Below are 20032 nucleotides of genomic sequence, written 5' to 3' on the forward strand. Positions count from 1 at the left end.
GGTCTGCTAGGCGATTCAGGTGAACAACCCAGGTCCTGCGCTGCCGGCGGTCTGGGCCGACGTGATCGACGGTACTGATGCGACTATTGAGACGAAAGTGGCGATACGTAATCGTGAGCCGATCGAAACCTTCGCCTCCTGTCGGATTCGGGCGGTGCGGTCGCGGTCGGATACCCTTGCTGCCGATGACCTCCCCTGTTCCCCCGGTCGTCCCCAGCGCTTCGCGCGGGGGCCCACCGCTCCCAGGCGACGGAGCCCGGTTCGACCTCTTTGTCGTCGGCTCCGGGTTCTTCGGCCTGACGATCGCCGAGCGCGTGGCAACCCAACTCGACAAACGGGTTCTCGTCATCGAGCGGCGCCCACATATCGGTGGCAACGCCTACTCCGAGCCCGAGCCGCGCACGGGTATCGAGGTGCACAAGTACGGGGCGCATCTCTTCCACACCTCCAACCGGCGGGTGTGGGAGTACGTGCGCCAGTTCACCGAGTTCACCGGATACCAGCACCGGGTGTACGCCATGCACGGTGGGCAGGCCTATCAGTTCCCGATGGGTCTGGGCCTGGTGTCGCAGTTCTTCGGTAAGTACTTCACCCCCGACGAGGCGCGCCAACTGATCTCCGAGCAGGCCGCCGAGATCAAGACCGAGGACGCGCAGAACCTCGAGGAGAAGGCCATCTCGCTGATCGGGCGCCCGTTGTACGAGGCGTTCGTCAAGGGCTACACGGCCAAACAGTGGCAGACCGATCCCCAGGACCTGCCGGCCGCCAACATCGCCCGGCTTCCGGTGCGTTACACCTTCGACAACCGATACTTCAACGACACCTACGAGGGACTGCCCGTCGACGGCTACACCAAGTGGTTGGAGAACATGGCGGCCGACGAGCGCATCGAGGTTCGGCTGGACACGGACTGGTTCGACGTGCGTGACACGCTGCGCCGAGAAGCCCCGTCGGCTCCCGTGGTCTATACCGGCCCGCTCGACCGGTACTTCGACTATGTCGAAGGACGACTGGGCTGGCGCACCCTCGATTTCGAGCTGGAAGTGCTCGACACCGGGGATTTCCAGGGCACGCCCGTCATGAACTACAACGACCTCGATGTCCCCTACACCCGGATCCACGAGTTCCGGCACTTCCACCCCGAACGCGCGTACCCGACCGACAAGACGGTCATCATGCGCGAGTTCTCCAGGTTCGCCGACGATGACGACGAGCCCTACTACCCGATCAACACCGAAGCCGACCGTGCCCTGCTGGCCGCATACCGGGCCCGAGCCAAGGCCGAAACCGCTTCTGCGAAGGTGTTGTTCGGTGGCCGACTGGGCACCTACCAGTACTTGGACATGCACATGGCCATCGCCAGCGCGTTGAGCATGTACGACAACACGCTCGCCCCGCACCTACGTGACGGTGCGCCACTAGCCGAACCGAGCCCAGAAAGCAGCAGCGCATGAGCGACATCCCGTCCGGCGCGCTCGACGCCGCGGAATCGAAAGCGGTCAGCCTGTTGGCGCGTGTCATCTTGCCGCGCCCGGGCGAACCGCATGACGTCCGCAAGCTCTATATCGAGGAAGCGGACACCAACGCCAGGCGTGCGCACGCGCCGACACGCACCCAGCTCGAGATCGGCACCGAATCGGAGGTGTCGTTCGCGACCTACTTCAACGCCTTCCCCGCCAGTTACTGGCGCCGCTGGTCGACACTGCAATCGGTGGTCCTGCGGGTCGAGCTCACCGGCAGCGCCCGCGTCGACGTCTACCGATCCAAGGCCACCGGAGCCCGCATCACCGTCAGCGGCGCGCCGGTGGCCGGCGAGCGTGACGACGAACCCGCGTTCGTCGAGTTCGAGATCGACCTGAGCCCGTTCGAGGACGGCGGCTGGATCTGGTTCGACATCGCCACCGACGCACCGTCGACATTGCACCACGCTGGTTGGTACGCGCCGGTGCCCGCGCAGGGGCGGGCGAACATCGCGGTCGGCATCCCGACCTTCAACCGCCCGGCCGACTGTGTCAACGCGCTGGCGGCACTGACGTCGGATCCGTTGGTGGACAAGGTGATCGGTGCCGTGATCGTCTCCGATCAGGGGACCGACAAAGCCAAGGACCATCCGGGCTTCGATGCGGCGGCCGCCGCGCTCGGCAACCGGCTGTCCATTCACAACCAGCCCAACCTCGGCGGCTCCGGCGGCTACAGCCGCGTGATGTACGAGGCGCTGAAGAACACCGACTGCGAACAGATCCTGTTCATGGACGACGACATCCGCATCGAGCCGGACTCGATCCTGCGGGCGCTGGCGATGAACCGCTTCGCGAAGTCGCCGACCCTGGTCGGTGGCCAGATGCTCAACCTGCAGGAGCCCTCGCACCTGCACGTCATGGGCGAGATGGTCGACTCGGAGAACTTCATGTGGACCAACGCGGTCAACACCGAATACGACCACAACTTCGCCCGCCACCCGCTCAGCGACGAGGACTCGCCCCGCAGCAGGCTGCTGCACCGCCGCATCGATGTGGATTACAACGGCTGGTGGATGTGCATGATCCCGCGCCAGGTCGCCGAGGAACTCGGTCAGCCGCTTCCGCTGTTCATCAAGTGGGACGACGCCGACTACGGCCTGCGCGCAGGGGAGCACGGCTACCCGACCGTAACGCTTCCCGGCGCCGCGATCTGGCACATGGCGTGGAGCGACAAAGACGACGCGATCGACTGGCAGGCGTACTTTCATTTGCGCAACCGGTTGGTCGTCGCGGCCCTGCACTGGGACGGCAAGATCAGCGGACTGATCGCCAGCCATCTGAAGGCGACCCTCAAACACCTTCTGTGCCTTGAATATTCGACCGTCGCCATTCAGAACAAGGCGATGGACGACTTCCTCGCCGGCCCCGAACGCATCTTCTCGATCCTGGAGTCGGCGCTGCCCGAGGTGCGCAAGATGCGCCAGGAGTACCCGGACGCGGTCGTGCTGCCCAGCGCGGCCGAGTTGCCCACGCCGTCGGACAAGCGGTGGCGCAAGAAGGTGAACATCCCGACCAATCCGCTGGCGATCTCGTGGCGCCTGTCGCGCGGCGTGGTGCACCAACTGAGGGCACACGACCCCGAACACCATCGCCGTCCGCAGATCAACGTCGCCACCCAGGACGCCAGGTGGTTCTCGCTGTGCCGGGTCGACGGTGTCACGGTCACGACCGCCGACGGCCGCGGCGTGGTGTACCGCCAGCGCGACCGGGACAAGATGTTCGAGCTGCTTCGGGAATCGCTGAAGCGTCAGTCGCGCCTCGCGCGCAGGTTCAACCGGATGCGCAAGGTCTACCGCGAGGCATTGCCGACGCTGTCGAGCAAGCAGAAGTGGGAGACGGTCTTACTGGAGTCGTCCGCACATGGATGAGAGTCCGCACGGCGAAGAGGCCGCGCTGGTCGCCGTGCAAGCCGCGCTGGCCGACCGCCCGGGGATCCTCTCGGGCGCACGCGTGTTGTCGCACTTCGGCGAGCACAGCCTGGGCTGGCTGGCTATTGCATTGGTGGGAGCCATCTTTCAGGCCGACCGGCGGCGCGCCTGGCTGACCGCGGGGGTCGGCGCATTCATCGCCCACGCCGCGGCGGTCGTGATCAAGCGGGTGGTGCGTCGCGAACGTCCGCACCACCCCGCGATCTCGGTCAACGTCGCAACCCCGAGCCGGCTGAGCTTCCCGTCCGCGCATGCCACGTCCACCACCACGGCGTCGCTGCTGATGGCCAGGGCCACCGGTTTGCCGCTGCCGGTGCTACTGGTACCGCCGATGGCGTTGTCGCGGTTGGTACTTGGCGTGCACTATCCCAGTGACGTCCTCACCGGGGTCGCGGTCGGGGCGGTCGTGGCCAAGGTTGTCGGCACGGTCGCCGAGCGCGCCGAAGGGAACTGATGAGCATCTCCAGTGACAGCAGCGCAGGAAGCGTACGGCCAATGAGCGAACAACCGGCACCGGTCAACGGGCCACCGCGCAACGTCGCGACGGGCTTGATCAAGGCGATCCGGCCGCGGCAATGGGTCAAGAACCTGCTCGTCCTCGCTGCCCCGATCGCCGCCCTCGGCGGTGACATCCACTACGACTACCGCGAAGTCGGGCTCAAGATAGTCATCGCGTTCGTGGCGTTCTCACTGGCCGCCTCGTCGATCTATCTGGTCAACGACGCACGCGATGTCGAGGCCGATCGGCAGCATCCCACGAAACGGTTCCGACCGATCGCGGCCGGCGTCGTCCCCGAATGGCTCGCCTACACCGCGGCCGTGGTGCTGGCCGCCGCGGCGCTCGTCATCTCGCTGCTGGCCGCCACGAACCTGACCGTGGTGATCGCGGTTTACATCGCGATGCAGTTGGCGTACTGCTTCGGGCTCAAGCACCAAGCCGTGCTCGACATCTGCATCGTCTCGTCGGCCTACCTGATCCGGGCGATCGCGGGCGGTGCGGCGGCGGGAATCCCGCTGTCGCAATGGTTCCTGCTGGTGATGACCTTCGGCTCACTGTTCATGGTGGCCGGCAAGCGGTACGCCGAGCTGCAACTCGCCGAACGCACCGGCGCCAAGATCCGCAAGTCGCTGGAGAGCTACACGGCGTCGTACCTGCGTTTCGTGTGGACATTGTCGGCGACTGCGATGGTGCTGTGCTACGGGCTGTGGGCCTTCGAGCGCGATGGCGCGACCGCGTCGTGGTACGCGGTCACGATCATCCCGATCACGATCGCAATCCTGAGGTACGCGGTCGACGTCGACGGCGGGTTGGCGGGGGAGCCCGAGGAGATCGCCTTGAAGGACCGGGTACTGCAGCTGTTGCTGCTGGCGTGGATCGGGACCATTGGTGCCGCCGTCTTCCTCAGCTGAGAAGGTGCGCCCGCCGGCCGCGGGCCGATGGGCCGATGAGGTCGGGCGCAGCCTGGCCCGCTGGCCCGCCCTCCGATACGACAACACGGTCAGGCTGAGCCTGTGGCTCAGCGTGCTGGTGGTGGCGGTGCTGTTCGGCTGGGGTGCGTGGCAGCGGCGCTGGATCGCCGACGACGGCCTGATAGTGTTGCGGACAGTCCGAAACCTGTTGGCGGGCAACGGTCCGGTGTTCAACGCGGGCGAGCGGGTGGAGGCCAACACCTCCACGGTCTGGACCTATCTGGTCTATCTCGGCGCCTTGGTGGGCGGCTCGGTGCGGCTGGAGTACGTGGTGCTCGTCCTCGCGCTGGTGCTCAGCGTATTGGGTGTGGTGTTCGCGATGCTGGGTACCGGCCGCCTGTACGCGCCGAGTCTGCAGGGCCGACGCGCACTGATGCTGCCCGCGGGGGCACTGGTCTACATCGCCGTACCGCCCGCCCGCGACTTCGCCACCTCCGGACTCGAAAACGGTTTGGTGCTGGCATATCTCGGCTTGCTGTGGTGGATGATGGTGTGCTGGTCACAAGAACCGCGCGCGCACCACGTCGCGTCGGCCCCGGTCACCCGCGGGGGCGCACCGGCGATCCGCCGACAGCCTCTGGGCTCACAGCGCCCCGTGCCGCCGGCGCGGGCGGTCAGCGGAACGTTCGACCTCGCACTGGCCTTCGTCGCCGGCATGAGCGTGCTGGTGCGACCGGAGTTGGCGCTGATCGGCGGGCTCGCCCTCGTGATGATGCTGATAGCGGCACGCGATCGGCGCCGCCGCGTGCTGATCATCGTCGCGGGTGGTCTGGTCCCAGTGGCATACCAGATCTTCCGAATGGGTTACTACGGCTTGCTGTTTCCCGGTACCGCGCTGGCCAAGGACGCGACCGGTTCGAAGTGGTCGCAGGGTTTCGTCTACCTGGCCAACTTCAACCAGCCCTACCTGCTGTGGGCGCCGGCGATTCTGCTGGCCGGGCTGGCCGCGGTGGTGTGGGTCACCCGCGGGCGTCCCCGACCGACCCGGCCCCCGGCGGCGCCTGGCTACGGACGGTGGGCGCGGCTGGTGCAGAGCCCGGCCGCCGTGGTGATCTTCTTCCTCGTCAGCGGCCTGCTGCAGGCGATCTACTGGATCCGCCAGGGCGGGGACTTCATGCACGGCAGGGTGCTGCTGACCCCGCTCTTCTGTCTGCTGACGCCCATCGCCGTGATTCCGGTCGTACTGCCCGACGGGATCCGAATGGCCCGTGGCGCAGGCTATCTGTTCGTCGGGGCCACCAGCGTGCTGTGGCTGGCGGTGGTCGGATGGGCGCTGTGGGCGGCGAACTCGAGCGGGATGGGCAGCGACGCCACCCGCGTCACCTACTCGGGCATCGTCGACGAGCGGCGCTTCTACTCCCAAGCCACCGGCCACGCACACCCGTTGACCGCAGCCGACTACCTGGACTATCCGCGGATGCGGGCGGTGCTCAAGGCGCTGGACAACACGCCGGATGGGGCGCTGCTGCTGCCTTCGGGCAACTACGACCAGTGGGATGTGGTGCCCGCGCTGCCGCCGCCGCCCGACGCCCCGGCGGACTACAAAGGCCCGCACACAGTCTTTTTCACCAACCTCGGCATGTTGGGTATGAACGTGGGTTTGGACGTGCGGGTCATCGACCAGATCGGGCTCGCCAACCCGTTGGCGGCGCACACCGCGCGACTCGACGACGGCCGTATCGGCCACGACAAGAACCTGTTTCCCGACTGGGCGATCGCCGAAGGGCCGTTCCTCAAGGAACCACAGTTCATCCCCGGCTACATCGACGAGGACTGGATCAGACAAGCCGAGGCGGCACTGGAGTGTCCGGAGACCGACGCGATGCTGACGTCGGTGCGCGGCCCGATGAGCCCGCGGCGCTTCCTGTCGAACTTCCTGAACGCCTACCGGTTCACGCAGTACAGGATCGATCGCGTGCCGCTGTATGAGCTTGCACGCTGTGGATTGCCTGTGCCGGAGCCCACAACCGAGGCGTACACGGGAATGCCCGCGACGGGCCCGTAACGCTATGACCCCATTCGGACGATAGAGGAGTCGCGAACCGCTTTCCGCGGCGCACGCCCTACGAACGGATGGTCCAACCTGTGCGAACCTCCGACCCGGTCAGGTCGGGCGGCAGACTCGTGGCCGACGGCACCTGTCTGTCCATTTGTTGTGCGCCAGGCGGATCCACGCCGCTCGATGTGAAACGCCGACCCGACACCAAGAGCAACAAAGTCTTCCGGACGGTTTGTTCGACGGCCGGAGGGAACAACGCTGGACCTGATCACAACACTTCACGGCCGAGGGGCGTGACCAGGAACGACACACTCTGAATGGGAAGATCACGCCGACGTGTGGTTGACTGCACGGGTTACGCGGCTTGCCCGAGGGGCGATTCCGCGAGCGGCATACAACAGATGGGATAGATGACGCATGAAGTTCGTTGGCAAGATCCGGGGTGCCTGGGTTCGCCGGCTTGCGGGAGCCGCCCTGGCGGCCGCCGTGCTGCCGGGCCTAATCGGCGCCATCGGAGGCTCAGCCACCGCGCAGGCTTTCTCTCGTCCGGGTCTGCCGGTCGAGTACCTCATGGTTCCGTCCGCCGGGATGGGCCGTGACATCAAAGTTCAGTTCCAGAACGGCGGCCCGAACGCGCCGGGCGTGTATCTGCTCGACGGTCTTCGCGCACGCGATGACTTCAACGGCTGGGACATCGAGACCGCCGCGTTCGAGTGGTATCTGGACTCCGGCCTCGCGGTGATCATGCCGGTCGGCGGCCAGTCCAGCTTCTACAGCGACTGGTACAAGCCGGCCTGCGGCAAAGCCGGTTGCTCCACCTACAAGTGGGAGACGTTCCTCACCCGCGAACTGCCCGCCTACCTGGCGGCCAACAAGGGCGTGAACCCGAACCGCAACGCCGCGGTCGGGCTGTCGATGGCCGGATCGGCCGCGCTCACGCTCGCGATCTACTACCCGCAGCAGTTCCAGTACGCGGCTTCGCTGTCGGGCTTTTTGAACCTCTCCGAGGGTTGGTGGCCGATGCTGGTCGGTATGTCGATGGGTGACGCCGGCGGCTACGAGTCCGAGGACATGTGGGGCCCGTCGAGCGATCCGGCGTGGAAGCGCAACGATCCGATGGTCAACATCGACAAGCTGGTCGCCAACGGCACCCGGATCTGGGTGTTCTGCGGTAACGGCAAGCCTGCCGAGATCAACGGCCGGATCGCCGGTGACAACTTCAACGCGAAGTTCCTCGAGAGCTTCACGCTGCGGACGAACGAGACGTTCCAGGAGGAGTACCTCGCCGCGGGCGGCAAGAACGGCGTGTTCAACTTCCCCGCGGGCGGCACCCACGACTGGCCGTACTGGGGTCAGCAGCTGCAGCAGATGAAGCCCGACATCCAGCGCGTGCTGGGTGCCACACCGCAGCCGTCGACGCCGATCGCGACCGAGGCGTCGCTCCAGACGACGGACGCCGGTAACTGACCGGTGCGGCAATAACTTCATAGTCGACGGCGGCGATCCTGCGGGGTCGCCGCCGTCGGCCTTTTCCGACCACGTTCGCGCCGGTGTGTGATTGACTACCACGCGCGGGGACTCAGACGAACGTGAGGTGGGCAGGCCATGCAGCGGATCTTCCGAGCGATCTTGACCGTGGCGCTGGCCGCCGGTCTGTGGACCGCTGGCACATCTATGGCGCCGCCCGCCAACGCACAGGTCGAGATGTTGATGGTGCCGTCGGGCGCGATGGGACGCGACATTCCCGTCGCCTTCCAGGGCGGCGGCCCACACGCGGTGGTGCTGCTCGACGCGTTCAACGCCGCCCCCGACGTCAGCAACTGGGTGACCGCGGGCAACGCGATGAACACCCTCGCCGGGAAGGGCATCTCGGTGGCCGCGCCGGCGGGCGGTGCGTGGAGCATGTACACCAACTGGGAAGCCGACGGCAGCCGCCAATGGGAGACGTTCCTCGCCGACGAGCTGCCGAACTGGTTGGCCGCCAACAAGGGGCTGGCACCGTCTGGGCACGGCATCGTCGGTGCGGCGCAGGGCGGCTACGGGGCGATGGCGATGGCCACTTTCCACCCCGACCGCTACCGCTTCGCCGGCTCCCTGTCCGGCTTCCTGACCCCCGAGCGCACCGGGGTCGACGGCGCGATCACCGCAGGGCTCGCCCAGTTCGGCGGGGTCGAGACCCGCAACATGTGGGGTTTGCCACAGCTGGGCCGGTGGAAGTGGCATTCGCCCAACGCCCATGTGCAGTTGCTATCCGACAACAACACCCGGTTGTGGGTCTGGAGCGGTCCGGTCGGCGGGTGCACCGATCCCGCCGCGATGATCGGCTACTGCGACATCGCCCAGGGCACCAACCGCGAGTTCTACCAGCACTACCGCTCCGTCGGCGGCCACAACGGGCATTTCGACTTCCCGACGAGCGGCGCCCACGACTGGGGTTCCTGGAGCGGTCAGCTTGCCGCCATGAGCGGGGAATTGGCGGCGACGATCGCGTAGCCGGCGTCGCACCATCGCCACCCGGGTCCGGGCACGGGCAGCCGGTACCTTGGAGGAGTGCAACGCTCGGTGCGGACGACGGCGGCAGGATCGCTGCTGATCGCTTCGGCGACCGCACTGCTGACCGGGTGTTCGGGACACGACGTGATGGCGACCATGGGACTGCCGACGTCAGAGGCGGCGCCTGCGCATGGCCGGTCCAGCGCCACGCCGCCCGTGCCCCCGTCGGCGGCCGGCCAGTCGAACGCGCTCGTCCTGACCGAGCGGCAGCAGGCCTACCTTGACGGTCTCGCAGCGACCGGCGTCACCCCGTCGAGCGACCTGCTGGCCCTGCGAATCGGCTCGTACGTGTGCCAGGCCAGGGCCGCCAAGCACGACGATCGGGCGGTGTGGGATTCGGTCTATCCGCTGGTACGCGACGATGTGAGCGATCAGATCGACGGTATGGGGGCCCCGTCCGTCGACGTCGGTGCTGATGTCAGAGCAGATGTTGATGCCACCACCGCCGATTACATTCGCATCGCGACCGAACGACTCTGTTAGCGGGAGCTCAACCGATACATGGCCAATACCAATCGGCGGAAACGCCACCGCATCCTCGCGCTCGTCGCAGCCGGGGCGATGGCCCTCGTCGTGGTGCTGCTTGTCGTGATCGTCGTCGTCATGTTGCGTAAGCCCGAAGGGCCGACCGCCGTTCCGCCCACTTCGGCGCCGCCGGGTGCTGTGCCGACAAAGAAGCCGCGGCCGGAGTTTCAAGACGCGAGTTGCCCCGACGTGCAGCTGATCTCGGTCCCTGGCACGTGGGAGTCTTCGCCGCAACTCGATCCGTTCAACCCGACTCAGTTCCCGATCGCGCTGCTGCTCGGCGTCACCAACCCGATTCGCGAGCAGTTCGGTGACGATCGCCTCGAGGTGTTCACCGTCCCCTACACCGCGCAGTTCCACAATCCGTTCTCGCAGGACGGTCAGATGAACTACAACGACAGCCGCACCGAGGGCTTCAACGCGACGGTCAGGGCCATGACGGAGATGACCGAGCGCTGCCCGTTGACCAGCTATGTGCTCGTCGGGTTCTCGCAGGGCGCGGTGATCGCGGGGGACATCGCCGGCCAGATCGGCAACGGGCGCGGTCCGGTCGACGAGGACCTGGTGCTCGGTGTGACGTTGATCGCCGACGGCCGCCGGCAGACCGGCGTCGGCGCCGACGTCGGCCCGAACCCGCCGGGCCAGGGCGCCGAGATCACCCTGCGCGATGTGCCGCTGCTCGACGGGATGGGGCTGGCCATGACGGGACCCCGGCCTGGCGGGTTCGGCATGCTCAACGACCGCGTCAACGAGATCTGCGCTCCCGGCGACTTGATCTGCTCGGCACCGCCGGAGGCGTTCAACATCATGAACCTGCCGAAGACCATCGACATCCTCCTCGGCGGTGCGGGGCAGCCAATCCACGCGATGTACGCCACCACGCAGTTCTGGAATCTCGACGGGGCGTCGGCCACACAGTGGACACTTGGTTGGGCGCAGGAGGTGATCGATAACGCTCCGCGGCCGAAACATGGCTGACCTGTGACCGGACCTGATTTGGACTGAGCCAAGCAGTCACATAACATTAAGAAAAAACTAAGAGCAATAAGCGGCTAACTGGCCGGTACGATTTTTTTGGTCCGGGGCTTGACGGGCGGCTCGGGGATCATGTGCGAATCGGCATCCAGAAGCGGGTGCCGTTGACAGGAGAGTGCGATGGGGTTCCATAACCCGTTCATCAAGGACGGTCTGATCAAGTTTCCGGACAACGGCAGCCTGGTCAAACACGTCGAACGATGGGCGAAGGTGCGTGGAGACAAACTCGCCTACCGGTTTATCGACTTCTCCACTGAACGCGACGGCGTCGAACGCGATCTGCACTGGGCCGATTTCGGCGCCCGCAACCGTGCCGTCGGCGCCCGCCTGCAGCAGGTCACCCAGCCGGGGGACCGCGTCGCGATCCTGTGTCCGCAGAACCTCGAATACCTCGTGGCGTTCTTCGGGACGCTGTACTCCGGCCGGATCGCGGTGCCCCTGTTCGACCCGAACGAGCCCGGCCACGTCGGCCGGCTGCACGCCGTGCTCGACGACTGCCACCCGTCGGCGATCCTGACCACCACCGAGGCGGCCGAAGGCGTGCGCAAGTTCTTCCGCACCCGCCCCGCCAAGGACCGCCCCCGCGTCATCGCCGTCGACGCCGTGCCCGACGAGGTCGGCGCGACCTGGGAACCGGTCGACGTGGAACACGACACGATCGCGTACCTGCAGTACACGTCGGGGTCGACCCGCATCCCGACCGGTGTGCAGATCACGCACCTCAATTTGGCCACCAACGTGGTCCAGGTGATCGAGGCGCTCGAAGGCGAAGAGGGCGACCGCGGCGTCTCCTGGCTGCCGTTCTTCCACGACATGGGGCTGATCACCGTGCTGCTGTCGCCGATGATCGGTCACTACGTGACGTTCATGACCCCGGCGGCGTTCGTCCGCCGTCCCGGCCGGTGGATCCGCGAGATGGCGCGCAAGGAAGGCGACACCGGTGGGACGATCTCGGTCGCCCCGAACTTCGCGTTCGACCACGCCGCGGCGCGCGGGGTGCCCAAGGACGGTGAGCCGCCGCTGGACTTGTCGAACATCAAGTGCATCCTCAACGGCAGTGAGCCCATCTCGGCCGCGACCGTGCACCGCTTCAACGAGGCGTTCGGTCCGTTCGGCTTCAAGCCACAGGCGATCAAGCCGTCGTACGGCTTGGCCGAGGCGACGCTGTTCGTGTCGACCACGCCGATGGACGCCGAGCCGACGATCACCGCGGTGGACCGCGACGAGTTGAACGCCGGCCGCTTCGTGGCGGTGCCCGACGATTCACCGAAAGCCGTGCCGCAGGCCGGGGCAGGCAAGATCGGCGTTGCGGAGTGGGCCGTCATCGTCGACCACGAGAGCGCTACCGAACTGCCCGACGGGCAGATCGGCGAGATCTGGATCAGCGGCCAGAACATGGGCACCGGCTACTGGGGTAAGCCGGACGAGACCGTGGCCACGTTCCAGAACATCCTGAAGTCACGGACCAATCCGTCGCACGCGCAGGGTGCCGACGACGACGCCACATGGGTGCGCACCGGCGACCTCGGCGCCTACCACGACGGTGAGCTCTACATCACCGGCCGGGTCAAGGACCTGGTGATCATCGACGGCCGCAACCACTACCCGCAGGACCTCGAGTACTCCGCGCAGGAGGCGACCAAGGCGCTGCGCACCGGGTTCGTCGCGGCGTTCTCGGTGCCGGCCAACCAGCTGCCCGACGAGGTGTTCGAGAACGCCCACTCCGGGCTCAAGCGCGATCCCGACGACACGTCCGAGCAGTTGGTGATCGTCGGTGAACGCGCACCCGGCGCCCACAAGCTCGACATGGGACCGATCGCCGACGACATCCGCGCCGCGGTCGCCGTGCGTCACGGCGTCACCGTCCGCGACGTGCTGCTGACCCCCGCGGGCGCGATCCCGCGCACCTCGAGCGGCAAGATCGGCCGCCGTGCGTGCCGCTCGGCCTACCTGGACGGCAGTCTGCGGAGCGGGAAGATCGCCAACGCGTTCCCCGACGAGACAGACTGAGAACTCCTTCGAATATGGCTGAAACACAGGACGATTCGCAGCAACCCGAGATGCCCTCCGGCGACGACATCCAGCTGGCACCCGAGAAGCCGCTCACCTCCCCTAAAACCGACATATCGGTCAACGAGATGCGCGAGTGGCTGCGCAACTGGATCGGCAACGCCACCGGCCAGTCGCCCGACTCCATCAGCGAGTCCGCGCCGATGGTCGAGCTCGGCCTCTCGTCGCGCGACGCGGTCGCGATGGCCAGTGACATCGAGGACCTCACCGGCGTCACGTTGACGGCCACCGTGGCGTTCCGCCACCCCACGATCGAGTCGTTGGCGACGGTGATCGTCGAGGGTGAGCCGGAAATCGACGACACCGCCAACGACGAGGACTGGACGCGCACGCGTGACGTCGAGGACATCGCGATCGTCGGTCTGGCCACCCGTTTCCCCGGGGATTTGAACACCCCCGACGAGACGTGGCGCGCGCTCATGGAGGGTCGCGACGCGATCACCGACCTGCCCGAGGGCCGCTGGGAGGAGTTCCTCTGCGAGCCGCGCATTGCCGAGCGCGTCGCCAAGGCCCGCACCCGCGGCGGCTACCTCTCCGACATCAAGGGCTTCGACGCCGAATTCTTCGCGCTGTCGAAGATGGAGGCCGACAACATCGATCCGCAGCAGCGGATGGCGCTCGAATTGACCTGGGAGGCACTGGAGAACGCCCGCATCCCCGCGTCGAGCCTGCGTGGCGAGGCGGTCGCGGTGTTCGTGGGTTCGTCGAACGCCGACTACCAGAATCTGGCCCTGTCGGACCCGAGCGTCACCCACCCGTATGCGATCACCGGCAACTCCAGCTCGATCATCGCCAACCGCGTCTCCTACTTCTACGACTTCCGCGGCCCGTCGGTGACCGTCGACACCGCCTGCTCGAGTTCGCTGGTCGCCGCGCACCAGGGTGTGCAGGCGTTGCGTGCGGGTGAGGCCGACGTCGCGATCGTCGGCGGCGTGAACGCGTTGATCACCCCGCTGGTGACGGTCGGCTTCGACGAGGTCGGCGGCGTGCTCGCGCCGGACGGCCGGATCAAGTCGTTCTCCGCCGACGCCGACGGCTATGCCCGCAGCGAGGGCGGCGGCATGTTGGTGCTCAAGCGGGTTTCCGACGCCCGGCGCGACGGTGACGAGATTCTCGCCGTCATCGCGGGCAGCGCGGTCAACCACGACGGCCGGTCCAACGGCCTGCTCGCGCCGAACCCCGACGCGCAGGCCGAGGTGCTGCGCAAGGCCTACAAGGACGCCGGTATCAACCCGCGCGTCGTCGACTACATCGAGGCGCACGGCACCGGCACCATCCTCGGCGACCCGATCGAGGCCGACGCGCTCGGCCGTGTCGTCGGAAGAGGCCGCGCCGCCGACAAGCCCGCGCTGCTGGGTGCCGTCAAATCCAATGTGGGACACCTGGAGTCGGCCGCAGGCGCGGCGAGCCTGGCGAAGATGACGCTGGCGCTGCGCAACGACAAGATTCCGCCGTCGATCAACTACGCCGGGCCCAACCCTTACATCGACTTCGACGGAGTGCATCTCAAGGTCGCCGACGCCGTCACCGACTGGCCGCGCTACAGCGGACTGGCGATCGCCGGTGTCTCCGGCTTCGGGTTCGGCGGTGCGAACGCGCACCTCGTGCTGCGCGAGGTGCTTCCGACCGACCTCGTCGAACCCGAACCCGAGCCGGAACCCGAGGCTGTCGCTGCACCTTCGGAAGCCAACGCCGTGTACGTCGGCGGTGTCCGGATGGACGAGTACGGCGAGTTTCTCGACGACGATGACGACGGGCTGGACCGGCCACCGGCCACGCTCGAAGACGAGCCGGAACTGCCCGGCCTGACCGACGAAGCCAAGCGGCTCTTGGAGATCGCCCGCGAGGAACTGGAATCCGGGGAGCAACCCACTCCGGTTGTGCCGTTAGCGGTTTCGGGCTTCCTCACGTCGCGCAAGAAGGCGGCCGCGGCCGAGCTGGCCGACTGGATCGACAGCCCCGAGGGGCGCGAGTCGTCGCTGGAGTCGATCGGGCGCGCGCTGTCGCGGCGCAACCACGGCCGCTCCCGCGCGGTGGTGCTGGCCCACGACCACGACGAGGCGATCAAGGGCCTGCGTGCGGTCGCCGAGGGCAAGCAGAACCCGAGCGTGTTTTCCGCCGACGGGCCGGTCACCAACGGACCGGTGTGGGTACTGGCTGGATTCGGGGCCCAGCACCGCAAGATGGGCAAGAGCCTGTACCTGCGCAACGAGGTCTTCGCCGAGTGGATCAACAAGGTTGATGCTCTCATCCAGGACGAACGCGGCTACTCGATCCTCGAGCTGATCCTCGACGATGCGGTCGACTACACCAACGAGACCTGCGAATATCCCATCGAGGTAGTCCAGACGGTGATCTTCGCTCTGCAGATCGCACTCGGTGAGCTGCTCAAGCATCACGGTGCGAAACCCGCTGCGGTGGTGGGGCAATCACTGGGCGAGGCGGCCGCCGCCTACTTCGCCGGCGGGCTGAGTTTGGCCGATGCCACCCGGGCCATCTGTTCGCGTGCGCACCTCATGGGTGAGGGCGAGGCAATGCTGTTCGGCGAATGGATTCGCCTGATGGCTCTGGTCGAGTACTCGGCCGACGAGATCGAGACGGTGTTTGCCGACTTCAAAGATCTGGAGGTGTGTGTGTACGCCGCGCCGACCCAGACCGTCATCGGCGGCCCACCCGACCAGGTCGACGCGATCATCGAGCGCTGCGAGCAAGAGGGCAAATTCGCCCGCAAGATGCAGACCAAGGGCGCCAGCCATACCTCGCAGATGGACCCGCTGCTCGGCGAACTCGCCGCGGAACTCGTTGGCATCGAACCGCACCCGATCAACATCGGCTATTTCTCGACGGTGCACGAGGGCCGCTACATCCGGCCCGGCGAGACGATTCACGACGTCGACTACTGGAAGAAGGGGCTGCGCCACAGCGTCTACTTCACCCACGGCGTCCGCAACGCCGTCGACAACGGGCACACAACGTTCTTGGAACTGGCCCCGAATCCCGTGGCGCTCATGCAGGTCGGATTGACGACGGCTGCCGCGGGCCTGCATGACGCGCAGCTGATCGCGACGCTCGCGCGCAAGCAGGACGAGGTCGACTCCATGACCGTCGCGATGGCGCAGCTGTTCGTCTACGGCCACGATCTCGACTTCCGGACGTTGTTCCCCCGCCGGTCCAAGGGGCTGGCCGGGGCGCTGGACTTCGCGAACATCCCGCCGACCAGGTTCCGGCGCAAGCCGCACTGGCTCGACGCGCGGTTCACCGGCGACAGCTCGGTGATGATGCCGGGCAACCACGTCGCCACCCCGGACGGCAGGCACGTCTGGGAGTTCGCGCCCAAGGGCGAGCCGGATCTCGCCGCGCTGGTGAAAGCCGCTGCCGCACAGGTGCTTCCCGACGCCAAGCTGGTCGCTTCCGAGCAGCGCGCCGTCCCCGGCGAGGGGGCGCGGCTGGTGACCACGCTGACGCGCCATCCCGGCGGGGCCGGCGTGCAGGTGCACGCGCGCATCGACGAGTCGTTCACGTTGGTGTACGACGCCGTGGTGAGTCGTGACGGTGCAGCCGGTGCGCTGCCGGTTGCGGTCGCCACGGGTGCCATTGTGGCCGAACAGGTTTCGGTGCCCGCCGATGAGCCCGAGGAAGACACCGCCGAGATACTGCAGGACAACCTGACCGCGGGCGCCGGTCTTGCCGCGGGGTTCGCGAAATGGTCGCCGGACACCGGGGAGACGATCCACGACCGGCTCGGCGCGATCGTCGGCGCTGCCATGGGTTACGAGCCCGAGGACCTGCCGTGGGAGGTGCCGCTGATCGAGCTCGGCCTGGACTCGCTGATGGCGGTGCGGATCAAGAACCGCGTCGAGTACGACTTCGACCTGCCGCCGATCCAGCTGACCGCGGTGCGCGACGCCAACCTGTACGCGGTCGAGAAGCTGATCGAGTACGCGATCGAGCACCGCGACGAGGTGGACCAGCTCGCCGAGCACCAGAAGACCAAGACCGCCGAGGAGATCGCCGCCGAGCAGGCCGAGTTGATGGGCGGCGCGACCACCGTCGCCGAACTCGAGCAGGTGCTCGCCGAGAAGGCCGGCAGCGATGTCGCTTCCGAGGTGACCAGTGCGGGCACTGCGACGGCCGGCGACATTCCCCCGCCGCCGACGGACCCCAGCGGCCCGGCTGTCCCGCCGCCGCCCACGGACCCGAGCGGTCCCTCGCAGTCGACGGTCGCCGCGGCCGCGAAGGTGCTCAGCCAGGAGGCGGTCACCGAGGCGCTGGGCGCCGATGTGCCGCCGCGTGACGCAGCGGAGCGGGTCACGTTCGCGACGTGGGCCATCGTGACCGGGAAGTCGCCGGGCGGCATCTTCAACGACCTGCCCGCGATCGACGACGCCACCGCCGCCAAGATCGCCGAGCGCCTGACCGAGCGCGTCGACGAGGGCACGGTCACCGTCGACGATGTTCGTGCGGCGAAGACGGTCGAGGAGCTGTCGACCACCGTCCGCCAATATCTCGAGGGCGGCGAGATCGACGGCTTCGTGCGGACCATCCGCGCCCCCCGGGAAGGTTCCGACCATATCCCGGTGTTCGTGTTCCACGCCGCGGGCGGTTCGACGGTGGTCTACGAACCGCTGCTCAAGCGGTTGCCGCCGGAGACGCCGATGTACGGCATCGAACGCGTCGAGGGTTCCATCGAGGACCGGGCCCGCGAGTACGTGCCGAAGCTGTTGGAGCTCAACGGTGATCACCCGTTCATCCTGGCCGGTTGGTCACTGGGAGGCGTGCTCGCCTACGCTTGCGCGATCGGCCTCAAGCAAGCCGGCGCCGACGTCCGGTTCGTCGGGCTGATCGACGCGGTGCGCCCGGGCGAGGAGATCCCGCAGACGCAGGAGGAGACCCGCGCGCGCTGGGATCGCTACGCGCGGTTCGCCGAGCGCACGTTCAACGTCGAGGTGCCCGAGATCCCCTACGAGGAACTCGAGCAGCTCGATGACGAGGGCCAGGTCAAGTTCGTCCTCGACGTGGTCAGCCAGAGCGGCGTGCAGATCCCCGGCGGCATCATCGAGCACCAGCGCACGTCGTACCTGGATCAGCGGGCCATCGACACCGCCGAGATCAGGCCGTACGACGGCAAGGTGACGTTGTACATGGCCGACCGCTACCACGACGACGCGATCTACTTCGAGCCGCGCTACGCGACCCGCAAGCCCGACGGCGGCTGGGGCGAGTTCGTCTCGGAGTTGGAGGTCGTGCCGATCGGGGGTGAGCACATCCAGGCGATCGACGAGCCGTACATTGCGAAGGTCGGCGCCCACATGAGCGAAGCGATCAGCCGGATCGAGAGCGAGAGCAAGTGACCACTGAATCTCTCCCGCCCGCCCGCACCAAAACCACCGCGGAACTGCTGGCCGAGCTCCGCGAGAAGCTGGAGCAGGCGAAGGAGCCCGGTGGTGAGAAGGCGGTCGCCAAGCGGGACAAGAAAGGCATCCCGAGCGCCCGCGCCCGAATCCACGCGCTCGTGGACCCGGGCAGCTTCCTCGAGATCGGTGCCCTGGCGAAGACGCCCGGGGATCCCAACGCGCTGTTCGGCGACGGGGTGGTGACCGGTCACGCGAGGATCAACGGTCGGCCGGTCGGCGTGTTCAGCCACGACCAGACGGTGTTTCAGGGCTCGGTCGGTGAGATGTTCGGCCGTAAAGTGGCCAAGCTGATGGAGTGGGTGGCGATGGTCGGTTGTCCGATCATCGGTATCAACGACTCGGCGGGCGCCCGAATCCAGGACGCCGTGACATCGCTGGCCTGGTACGCCGAACTGGGCCGGCGCCACGAACTGCTGCGGGGGCTGGTCCCCGAGGTCTCGATCATTCTCGGCAAATGTGCTGGGGGAGCGGTATATTCGCCGATTCAGACGGACCTGGTGGTCGCGGTACGCGACCAGGGGTACATGTTCGTCACCGGTCCGGACGTGATCAAGGACGTCACCGGTGAGGACGTGTCGCTCGACGAGCTCGGCGGCGCCGACGCGCAGGCCCGCTACGGCAACATCCACCAGGTCGTGGAGAGCGAGGCCGCGGCATTCCAGTACGTCCGCGACTACCTCGACTTCCTGCCCGCCAACACCTTCGACGATCCGCCGATCGTCAACCCGGGCTTGGAACCGGAACTCACGCCGCACGACTACGAGCTCGACTCGATCGTGCCGGACAGCGACAACATGGCCTACGACATGCACGAGATCCTGCTGCGGATCTTCGACGACGGCGACGTCTTCGACGTCGCCGAGCAGCAGGGTCCGGCGATCATCACCGCGTTCGCGCGGGTGGACGGCCGTCCGGTCGGGGTGATCGCCAACCAGCCGATGCATTTGTCCGGGTCTATCGACAACGCGGCCTCCGACAAGGCGGCCCGGTTCATCCGATTCTGTGACTCGTACAACCTGCCACTGGTTTTCGTGGTCGACACACCGGGTTTCATGCCCGGAGTCGAGCAGGAGAAGGGCGGCATCATCAAGCGCGGCGGCCGGTTCCTCAACGCCGTCGTCGAGGCCGACGTGCCGAAGGTGACCATCACAATCCGCAAGTCCTACGGCGGCGCGTACGCGGTGATGGGTTCCAAGCAACTCTCGGCCGACTTGAACTTCGCGTGGCCGACCGCGCGTATCGCGGTGATCGGAGCCGAGGGTGCGGCGCAGCTGCTGGTGAAGCGGTTCCCCGACCCGACGGCGCCGGAGGTGCAGAAGATCCGTGCCGACTTCATCGAGGGTTACAACCTCAACATGGCCACGCCGTGGATCGCCGCCGAGCGCGGTTTCATCGATGCGGTGATCCAGCCGCACGAGACCAGGCTGCTGCTTCGCAAGTCGATGAACCTGTTGCGGGACAAGCAGATCAGTCGCGTGCAGCGCAAGCACGGATTGACGCCGATTTAACGTTTGCGCG

At 67.0% G+C, this 20032-nt stretch carries 12 protein-coding genes; all 12 read left to right on the forward strand.

All coding sequences use genetic code 11. The features are described 5' to 3' along the window. Positions 1-185 precede the first annotated feature (185 nt). The 12 genes from glf (at position 186) to QGN32_RS12805 (ending at position 20022) form a co-directional block, all read left to right on the forward strand. Positions 186-1454, forward strand: coding sequence for a UDP-galactopyranose mutase (gene glf, locus QGN32_RS12750; protein ID WP_326544765.1), 1269 nt, complete (start codon positions 186-188; stop codon positions 1452-1454). After that, positions 1451-3388, forward strand: a complete 1938-nt coding sequence (locus tag QGN32_RS12755; protein WP_326544766.1) for a glycosyltransferase — start codon at positions 1451-1453, stop codon at positions 3386-3388. Before glf ends, QGN32_RS12755 begins: the two co-directional genes overlap by 4 nt. Next, positions 3381-3902: a phosphatase PAP2 family protein gene (locus tag QGN32_RS12760; RefSeq protein WP_326544767.1), complete on the forward strand. Its 522-nt coding sequence runs from the start codon at positions 3381-3383 to the stop codon at positions 3900-3902. Before QGN32_RS12755 ends, QGN32_RS12760 begins: the two co-directional genes overlap by 8 nt. A gap of 41 nt (positions 3903-3943) precedes the next feature. Continuing rightward, complete coding sequence (locus QGN32_RS12765) at positions 3944-4858, forward strand: decaprenyl-phosphate phosphoribosyltransferase (RefSeq protein WP_326544768.1); 915 nt, start codon at positions 3944-3946, stop codon at positions 4856-4858. Further along, complete coding sequence (gene aftB / locus QGN32_RS12770; RefSeq protein WP_442791693.1) at positions 4836-6923, forward strand: terminal beta-(1->2)-arabinofuranosyltransferase; 2088 nt, start codon at positions 4836-4838, stop codon at positions 6921-6923. The genes QGN32_RS12765 and aftB overlap by 23 nt, the downstream gene beginning before the upstream one ends. 411 nt (positions 6924-7334) lie before the next feature. Then, a complete protein-coding gene (locus QGN32_RS12775; RefSeq protein WP_326544770.1) occupies positions 7335-8384 on the forward strand; it encodes an esterase family protein in 1050 nt (349 codons plus the stop codon). Between the two features lie 138 nt (positions 8385-8522). After that, the gene (locus QGN32_RS12780; RefSeq protein ID WP_326544771.1) at positions 8523-9410 is read left to right on the forward strand and encodes an alpha/beta hydrolase-fold protein; all 888 of its coding nucleotides are present in this window, start codon (positions 8523-8525) and stop codon (positions 9408-9410) included. A 57-nt stretch (positions 9411-9467) separates the two neighbouring features. Further along, positions 9468-9953, forward strand: coding sequence for a DUF732 domain-containing protein (locus tag QGN32_RS12785; protein ID WP_326544772.1), 486 nt, complete (start codon positions 9468-9470; stop codon positions 9951-9953). 18 nt (positions 9954-9971) lie between these two features. Beyond that, positions 9972-10973, forward strand: a complete 1002-nt coding sequence (gene culp6, locus QGN32_RS12790; protein WP_326544773.1) for a carboxylesterase Culp6 — start codon at positions 9972-9974, stop codon at positions 10971-10973. Positions 10974-11150: 177 nt separating this feature from the next. Beyond that, positions 11151-13040: a long-chain-fatty-acid--AMP ligase FadD32 gene (fadD32, locus tag QGN32_RS12795; protein WP_326544774.1), complete on the forward strand. Its 1890-nt coding sequence runs from the start codon at positions 11151-11153 to the stop codon at positions 13038-13040. Positions 13041-13054: 14 nt separating this feature from the next. Beyond that, positions 13055-18451, forward strand: coding sequence for a polyketide synthase Pks13 (gene pks13 / locus QGN32_RS12800; RefSeq protein ID WP_326544775.1), 5397 nt, complete (start codon positions 13055-13057; stop codon positions 18449-18451). Continuing rightward, positions 18448-20022, forward strand: a complete 1575-nt coding sequence (locus QGN32_RS12805; protein WP_326544776.1) for an acyl-CoA carboxylase subunit beta — start codon at positions 18448-18450, stop codon at positions 20020-20022. The genes pks13 and QGN32_RS12805 overlap by 4 nt, the downstream gene beginning before the upstream one ends. Positions 20023-20032: the final 10 nt, after the last annotated feature.

Source organism: Mycolicibacterium sp. ND9-15 (assembly GCF_035918395.1).
GTDB lineage: Bacteria > Actinomycetota > Actinomycetes > Mycobacteriales > Mycobacteriaceae > Mycobacterium.